Here is a 7493-nt window from a genome sequence, read left to right as displayed (position 1 = left end):
AGCGTGCGGCCGGCCGGGATCGTGATCCCGGCGCGGTGGCCGTACCCGGCGATGTCGACCCGCCGGTGGCAGCCTCGGCACTGCTGCAGGGGATGACCGCGCACTATCTGATCGAATCGGTCTACAAACCCCGGCCGGGTGAGACGATCCTGGTGCACGCGGGCGCCGGCGGAGTGGGGTTGCTGCTCACCCAGCTGGCCGCGGCCCGCGATATCCACGTGATCACCACCGTCTCCTCGGACGAGAAGGAGTCCCTGTCCCGCGCCGCGGGCGCCCGGGAGGTACTGCGCTACGGCGACGATCTGGCCGACCGGGTCCGCGAACTCACCGGCGGCGCCGGCGTGGCCGCGGTGTACGACGGGGTGGGCGCCGCCACCTTCGACGCCAGCCTGGCGGCGCTACGGGTGCGGGGCATGCTGGCACTGTTCGGCGCGGCCAGCGGGCCGGTGCCCCCGGTGGATCTGCAACGACTCAACGCGGCCGGTTCGGTTTTCGTCACCCGGCCCAATATCGCGCACTACACCCGGGATCGAGCCGAACTCGAATGGCGGGCGGGCGATATTCTCGAGGCGATCGCCGACGGCTCCCTGACCGTCCGGATCGGCGCGACCTATCCACTCGCCGAGGCCGAACAGGCACATCGCGATCTGGAGAGCCGCAAGACCACCGGGTCGATCGTCCTGCTGCCCTGACCGATACGAGGCCGGACACCTTTCTCAGTAGTCGCCTCCGGTGAGCCCGCGGTAGACGAACCGCGTGAGACTCTCCACGGCCTCGTCGTCCGCCAGCTCCAGCGCCCCGTCCTCGACCGCGGTCGATACCGCCTGGACGAGCAGGAACATCATCGCGAGGCTGGTGTCGACCGTGCCCGGCAGCGTCATCCCCTTCGCCGCCAGCCCGTCCAGATGGTCGGCGATATCGGCGCGCTGCGCAGCGCCGAATTGCCCCAGCTCCCGGCCGAACTCCTCGTTGATCAGTGCCGCCTGATCCATCGCCCGCAGCACCGCGGCGTTGTGCCGGGCGAAATCCCAGAATCCGGCGATATGGAACCGGACGGCGGACGGATCACTGAAATCCGGGTTGTGCTCCTCCCGGCCGGCCCGTTCGTCGCCGGCCGCGCCGAGATCGGCCAGCAGCGCGCGGAGCAGTTCCTCCTTGCCGGAGAAATGGTTGTAGAACGACCCCGCCGACCGGCCCGCCGCCGCGGTGATATCGGTGATCTTGGTGTTCAGGTAGCCGCGCTCCGCGAACACCCGCCGCGCGGCGGTTTTCAGCGCCTGCTCCGTTTCTTCCGCGCGCTCCCGACGGCTCGTCGCCACCCGCCTCACCTCCTTGACACGGCAACCTACCAACCACAATACTGAATTCAGATTCACTGAATTCATATTCACCCAATCTTGTCAGGAGTTCCCGTGACGTCTTCCGTTCTCGTCGTCGGCGCCGGTCCCACCGGTCTCGCCCTCGCCATCGACCTGGCCCGCCGTGATATCGCGGTCCGGGTCATCGACAAGGCCACCGAGTTCTGCCCGGGTTCCCGTGGCGACGGTATCCAGCCGCGCACCCTCGAGGTCTTCGACGATCTGGGCGTTCTGGACGCGGTCCACGCGGCCGGGATCCCGGCACCTGTCATGCGCGCCTACCTCGACGGCGAGTTCGCCGGTGAGCACCGGATGAGCGACCCCGTCGATCCCACCCCCGGCGTTCCCTACCCGAATCCGTGGTTCCTCGGCCAGGCGCAGACCGAGGCGATCCTGCGCGCCCGGCTGGCGGAGTTCGGGGTCCGGGTGGAATCGGGCACCGCGCTGGTGTCGTTCGACCAGGACGAGTCCGGAGTGACGGCCCGGCTGTCCGGTCCCGGCGGTGCCGAAACCGTTCGCGCCGCCTATCTGGCCGGCGCGGACGGCGGGCGCAGCACCGTGCGGAAAACGGCGGGTATCGCGTTCGAAGGGACCACCGACGATTCGATCCGCATGCTGCTCGGCGACGTCCGCGCCGACGCACTCGACCACGACTGCGGTCACTGGTTCGCCGCGGCCGCGGACCCCATGCGCGGTATCGCGTTCTCGCCGCTACCGGGCGGGCGCCATTTCCAGTTCGCCGCACCCGGCGATATCGACACCGAGGGCGAACCCACGCTCGCGGATCTGCAGTCCCGGGTGGATCGCTATCGCAGTGACCGCGATATCACCCTCACCGACCTCGTCTGGGTCACCGTCTGGCGACCCAATATCCGGCTCGCCGCGCGGTTCCGGTCCGGCCGGGTGCTGCTGGCCGGGGACGCCGCGCACGTCCACCCGCCGACCGGCGGCCAGGGTATGAACACCGGTATCCAGGACGCCCACAACCTGGGCTGGAAACTCGCGGCCGCGCTGACCGGCGACGAGGCGCCGCTGCGCACCTACGACCCCGAACGCCGCGCCGTCGCGGCCCGCGTACTCGGGATCAGTACCGAACTGCTCGGAAAACTCACCGACGGCGCGGAGGACGCCATGCGACGCGGCGAGGAGACCCGGCAACTCGATATCACCTATCGGGATCCGGCCGATACCCGCCGTATCGCCCCCGGTGACCGCGCACCGGACGCACCGCTGAAGGACGCCGAGGGCCGGCGGATCCGCCTCTTCGATCTCTTCCGGGGGCCGCACGCGACGCTGCTGTGCTTCGGCGGCGGCGACATGCCCGCCGTTCCCGGAACCCGCGCGTACCGGGTGGTCCGGCCGGGCACAGAGGCCGGCGGTCCGGCATTGATCGATATCGGCGGATCCGCGTTCGACGCCTACGACGCCGTCGAGGGCACTCGGATCCTGGTGCGGCCGGACGGTTATCTGGGTTCGGTGTCCTGACGGCGGCGACCGGGCGGACCCCGTGCGCCGCGCCGGCGGGCTCAGCCGAAGAAGACCTCACCCAGAGTGGTCCAGCCCAGGACCGAATCGATGGCCAGGCCGCAGAAGACCACCGCGAGGTAGTTGTTCGACTGCAGGAACAGGCGCAGCGGCTTCACCGATTCACCGCGCCGCACCCCGGAGTAGAGCTGATGGGCCATCAGCAGGAACCAGGCACCCGCGACCAGCGCGACCGCCGTGTAGATCACGCCGGTCGCGGGTACCAGCGCCAGCGTCGTCAGCACGGTCAGCCAGGTGTAGACCACGATCTGCTTGGTGACGGCCTGCTCGGTGGCGACCACCGGCAGCATGGGGACACCGGCGGCACGGTAGTCCTCCTTGTATCGCATGGCCAGGGCCCAGGTGTGCGGCGGTGTCCAGAAGAAGATCACGCCGAACAGGGCCAGGGCGGGCCAGCCGATGGTGCCGGTGACCGCCGACCAGCCGACGAGGGCCGGCATACATCCGGCGGCACCGCCCCACACCACGTTCTGCGAGGTGCGCCGTTTCAGCCCCAGGGTGTAGACGAAGACGTAGAACAGGATGGTGGCGACCACCAGCGCACCGCTGAGCAGGTTGGCCTGCCACCACAGCCACGCGAACGAACCGATCCCCAGCGCCACACCGAAGACGAAGGCATGTGAGGTCGGCACCGCGTCCCGGGCCAGCGGGCGTTTGGCCGTCCGCTTCATCACCTTGTCGATATCGGCGTCGGCGACACAGTTGAGGGTGTTGGCGCTCGCGGCGCCCATCCAGCCACCGAACAGGGTGGCCAGGATGAGCCGGATATCGACCTCGCCGCGGTCGGCGAGCAGCATGGTCGGGATGGTGGCCACCAGCAGGAGCTCGATGACGCGCGGTTTGGTGAGCGCGATATAGGCGAGCGGACGGCGGGCCACCCGGGCCAGGGTCGCGCTGCCGAGGACGCGGTCCGCGGGTGCCGGGGCGGAATCGTGGGCGCCGCCGACCCCCGTGTCATGACCGATCCGCACTATCTCTCCTCGCACGCTGTGCTTCGCATCCGGCTGTAGGAACGAGCAGCGCGCGGCTGCGACGCGGCTACTACTACAGACGATGGTAGACCCACGCCCCGGGCGCTCCCCCGCTCGCCCCTCGCGCGCCGGGCCCCTCCGGGCGGCGCTCGGCCGCGAGCGCCGCCGCGACACGGCGGCGCGGAACTTGCCGGGGGGCGCGCACCGGGGGCGACCGGGCGCAATTAGGGTAGGGGGTGTATGCGGCGCCACAGTCACCGCGCCGCACCGGTACGCCACCCCGCCCGCCATTTTTCGACGCCTCGAAATGTCAGGAGAAACACGGTCGTGTCAGTGACAGACGACATCCGCGCCCTCACTCAGCCGAACCTTCCGGACGACTGGACCGAGCTGGACACCAAGGCCGTCGACACCGTGCGGGTTCTCGCCGCCGACGCGGTGCAGACCGCCGGTAACGGCCATCCGGGCACCGCGATGAGTCTGGCGCCGCTGGCCTACACGCTGTTCCAGCGCACCATGCGCCACGACCCCGCCGACCCCGAATGGGTCGGCCGCGACCGCTTCGTGCTGTCGTGCGGGCACTCCAGCCTGACCCTCTACATCCAGCTGTACCTGGCCGGTTTCGGCCTGGAACTCGAGGATCTGCGCACACTCCGCAAATGGGGCTCGCTGACCCCCGGGCACCCGGAGTACCGGCACACCAAGGGCGTCGAGATCACCACCGGCCCGCTGGGCCAGGGCCTGGCGTCGGCGGTCGGTATGGCGATGGCCGCCCGGCGCGAGCGCGGCCTGTTCGACCCCGAGGCCGCGACCGGGGCCAGCCCCTTCGATCACCACATCTACGTGATCGCCTCCGACGGCGATATGGAGGAGGGCGTCACCTCCGAGGCCTCCTCGCTGGCGGGCACCCAGCAGCTGGGCAACCTGGTGGTGATCTACGACGACAACAAGATCTCCATCGAGGACGACACCACCATCGCCTTCACCGAGGACGTGGCCGCCCGGTACGAGGCCTACGGCTGGCATGTCCAGGTCGTCGAGGGCGGCGAGGACGTGGTCGCCATCGAGGCCGCGCTGGCCGCCGCGAAGACCGAGACGGGCAAACCCTCGCTGATCCTGCTGCGCACCATCATCGGCTATCCCGCGCCGAACAAGATGAACACCGGCGCCTCGCACGGTGCCGCCCTGGGCGCCGACGAGGTCGCCGCCACCAAGAAGGCCCTCGGCTTCGATCCCGAGCAGAGCTTCCAGGTCACCGACGAGGTCATCGCGCACACCCGCAAGGCGGCCGAACGCGGCGCGCGGGCGCATGCCGACTGGACCGTCGAATTCGACGCCTGGGCCCAGCGCGCGCCCGAGGCCAAGAATCTGTTCGACCGGCTCTTCAACGGGCAGCTGCCCGCGGGCTGGGCCGACACCCTGCCGACCTGGGAGCCCGACGCCAAGGGCCTGGCCACCCGCAAGGCTTCGGCCAAGGTGCTGGCCGCGGTCGGCCCGGTGCTGCCGGAACTGTGGGGCGGCTCGGCCGACCTCGCCGAATCCAACAACACCACCATCCCCGATTCGCTGAGCTTCGGTCCCGAGGCGATCTCCACCGGGATGTGGAAGACGAGCCCCTACGGCCGCACCCTGCACTTCGGTGTCCGCGAACACGCGATGGGCTCGATCCTCAACGGCATCGCCCTGCACGGCCCCACCAGGCCCTACGGCGGCACGTTCCTCGTGTTCAGCGATTACATGCGCCCCGCCGTGCGGCTGGCCGCGCTGATGCGGGTGCCGGTGACCTACGTCTGGACCCACGATTCCATCGGACTCGGCGAGGACGGCCCCACGCACCAGCCGATCGAGCATCTGGCCGCGCTGCGCGCCATCCCCGGCCTGTCGGTGGTGCGTCCCGGTGACGCCAACGAGACCACCTACGCCTGGCGCGCGGTGATCGAGAAGCACAGCGGTAAGCACAATTCGCCGTTCGTCTCCAGCGACGCGGTGGGCACCGGCGGCCCGGCCGCGCTGGCCCTGACCCGCCAGGACCTGCCGGTCCAGGAGGGTACGAGCTACGAGGGCGTATCGAAGGGCGGCTACATCCTGGCCGAGGCGTCCACCGGCGTCCCGCAGGTGATTCTGGTCGGCACGGGCTCCGAGCTCCAGCTCGCCGTGGCCGCGCGCACTACGCTGGAGGAGCAGGGTATCGGAACCCGGGTGGTCTCGATGCCGTGCGTGGAGTGGTTCGACGCGCAGGACAAGGCCTATCGCGACGAGGTGCTGCCCCCGGCGGTGGCCGCCCGGGTCGTGGTCGAAGCCGGGATCGCCATGCCGTGGTACCGGTTCACCGGCGACGCGGGCGAGATCGTATCGATCGAGCATTTCGGCGCCTCGGCCGATTACAAGACCTTGTTCCGCGAGTTCGGCTTCACGCCGGAGGCTGTCGTGGCCGCTGCGCAGCGCACGCTCGACAACGTGAAGGGATAAGGGTTCATGGCACAGAACGAGAACATCGCCGCCCTGGCCGCGGCCGGGGTTTCGGTGTGGCTGGATGATCTGTCACGCGATCGGATCAACTCCGGCAACCTCGCCGAACTGATCGCCACCCGCGGGGTGGTCGGGGTCACCACCAACCCGACCATCTTCCAGGGCGCCCTCAGCAAGGGCCACGCCTACGACGAGCAGGTCCGTGAGCTCGCCGCCCGCGGCGCCGATGTCGACGCCGCGATCCGCACCATCACCACCGACGACGTCCGCGCGGCCTGCGATGTACTGGCTCCGGTGTTCGAACAGTCCGGCGGTGTCGACGGCCGGGTCTCCATCGAGGTCGATCCCCGGCTGGCGTTCGACGCCGACAAGACGGTCGCCCAGGCGGTCGAATTGTGGAAGATCGTCGACCGGCCGAATCTGTTCATCAAGATCCCGGCCACCGAAGAGGGCCTGCCCGCGATCACCGCGGTGATCGCGGAGGGCATCAGCGTCAATGTGACGCTGATCTTCTCGGTCCAGCGGTACCGCTCGGTGATGGGCGCCTACCTCGACGGCCTGCGCAATGCCCGGGTCGGCGGTCACGATCTGGCCCGGATCCACTCGGTCGCCTCCTTCTTCGTCTCCCGGGTAGACACCGAGATCGACAAGCGGCTCGAGGACATCGGCACGCCCGAGGCCTTGGCGCTGCGCGGTAAGGCGGGCGTGGCCAACGCCCGGCTGGCCTACGCCGAGTACCTCGACGTCTTCGGTGCCGGCGGCGCGCACGCCTCGACCTACAACCATCTGGCCTCGGCCGGCGCCAACCGGCAGCGGCCGCTGTGGGCGTCCACCGGGGTGAAGAACCCGGATTATCCGGACACCCTCTACGTCACCGAACTGGTCGCCGCGAACACGGTGAACACCCTGCCGGAGAAGACACTCGAGGCCGTCGCCGATCACGGCGAGGTGCGCGGGGATACCGTCTCCGGTACCGCGGACGACGCGGCCGGGGTATTCGAGCAGCTGCGCACCGCGGGTATCGACCTCGACGATGTCTTCGCGGTGCTCGAGCGCGAGGGCGTGGACAAGTTCGAGAAGTCCTGGGAGGAACTGCTGGAGGCCACCACGGCCGAACTGCGGTCAGCAGGAGGTAACTGACGCCCATGGC

General features: G+C 69.6%; 6 protein-coding genes. 4 read left to right on the top strand and 2 right to left on the bottom strand.

What is annotated here, in order from left to right; genetic code table 11:
- Positions 1-692: quinone oxidoreductase family protein (locus tag ACWDU1_RS26410; protein ID WP_450002503.1), on the top strand; the 692-nt coding region annotated here is incomplete at its 5' end.
- A gap of 24 nt (positions 693-716) precedes the next feature.
- Here ACWDU1_RS26410 and ACWDU1_RS26405 read toward each other — a convergent pair.
- The gene (locus ACWDU1_RS26405; protein ID WP_450002501.1) at positions 717-1319 is read right to left on the bottom strand and encodes a TetR/AcrR family transcriptional regulator; all 603 of its coding nucleotides are present in this window, start codon (positions 1317-1319) and stop codon (positions 717-719) included.
- Between the two features lie 93 nt (positions 1320-1412).
- Here ACWDU1_RS26405 and ACWDU1_RS26400 point away from each other — a divergent pair, with 93 nt between their 5' ends.
- On the top strand, positions 1413-2843 hold the full coding sequence (locus ACWDU1_RS26400; RefSeq protein ID WP_450002499.1) for an FAD-dependent monooxygenase: 1431 nt from the start codon (positions 1413-1415) through the stop codon (positions 2841-2843).
- Positions 2844-2884: 41 nt separating this feature from the next.
- On the opposite strand, the gene ACWDU1_RS26395 is transcribed toward ACWDU1_RS26400, so the two are convergent.
- The gene (locus ACWDU1_RS26395) at positions 2885-3874 is read right to left on the bottom strand and encodes a heme o synthase (protein ID WP_450002497.1); all 990 of its coding nucleotides are present in this window, start codon (positions 3872-3874) and stop codon (positions 2885-2887) included.
- Between the two features lie 327 nt (positions 3875-4201).
- Between ACWDU1_RS26395 and tkt the strand changes: the two genes are divergently transcribed.
- Complete coding sequence (gene tkt / locus ACWDU1_RS26390) at positions 4202-6343, top strand: transketolase (RefSeq protein WP_450002496.1); 2142 nt, start codon at positions 4202-4204, stop codon at positions 6341-6343.
- Between the two features lie 6 nt (positions 6344-6349).
- Positions 6350-7483: a transaldolase gene (gene tal / locus ACWDU1_RS26385; protein ID WP_450002495.1), complete on the top strand. Its 1134-nt coding sequence runs from the start codon at positions 6350-6352 to the stop codon at positions 7481-7483.
- The last annotated feature ends 10 nt before the right edge of the window (positions 7484-7493 follow it).

The organism is Nocardia sp. NPDC003345, assembly GCF_053589395.1.
The sequence above is the reverse complement of the archived record's forward strand: the minus strand, read 5'-3'. Positions and strand labels throughout refer to the sequence as shown.

Coding starts and splice junctions, on each gene's coding strand:
- tal (WP_450002495.1), top strand. CDS start 6,350: ATGGCACAGAACGAGAACATCGCCGCCCTGGCCGCGGCCGGGGTTTCG.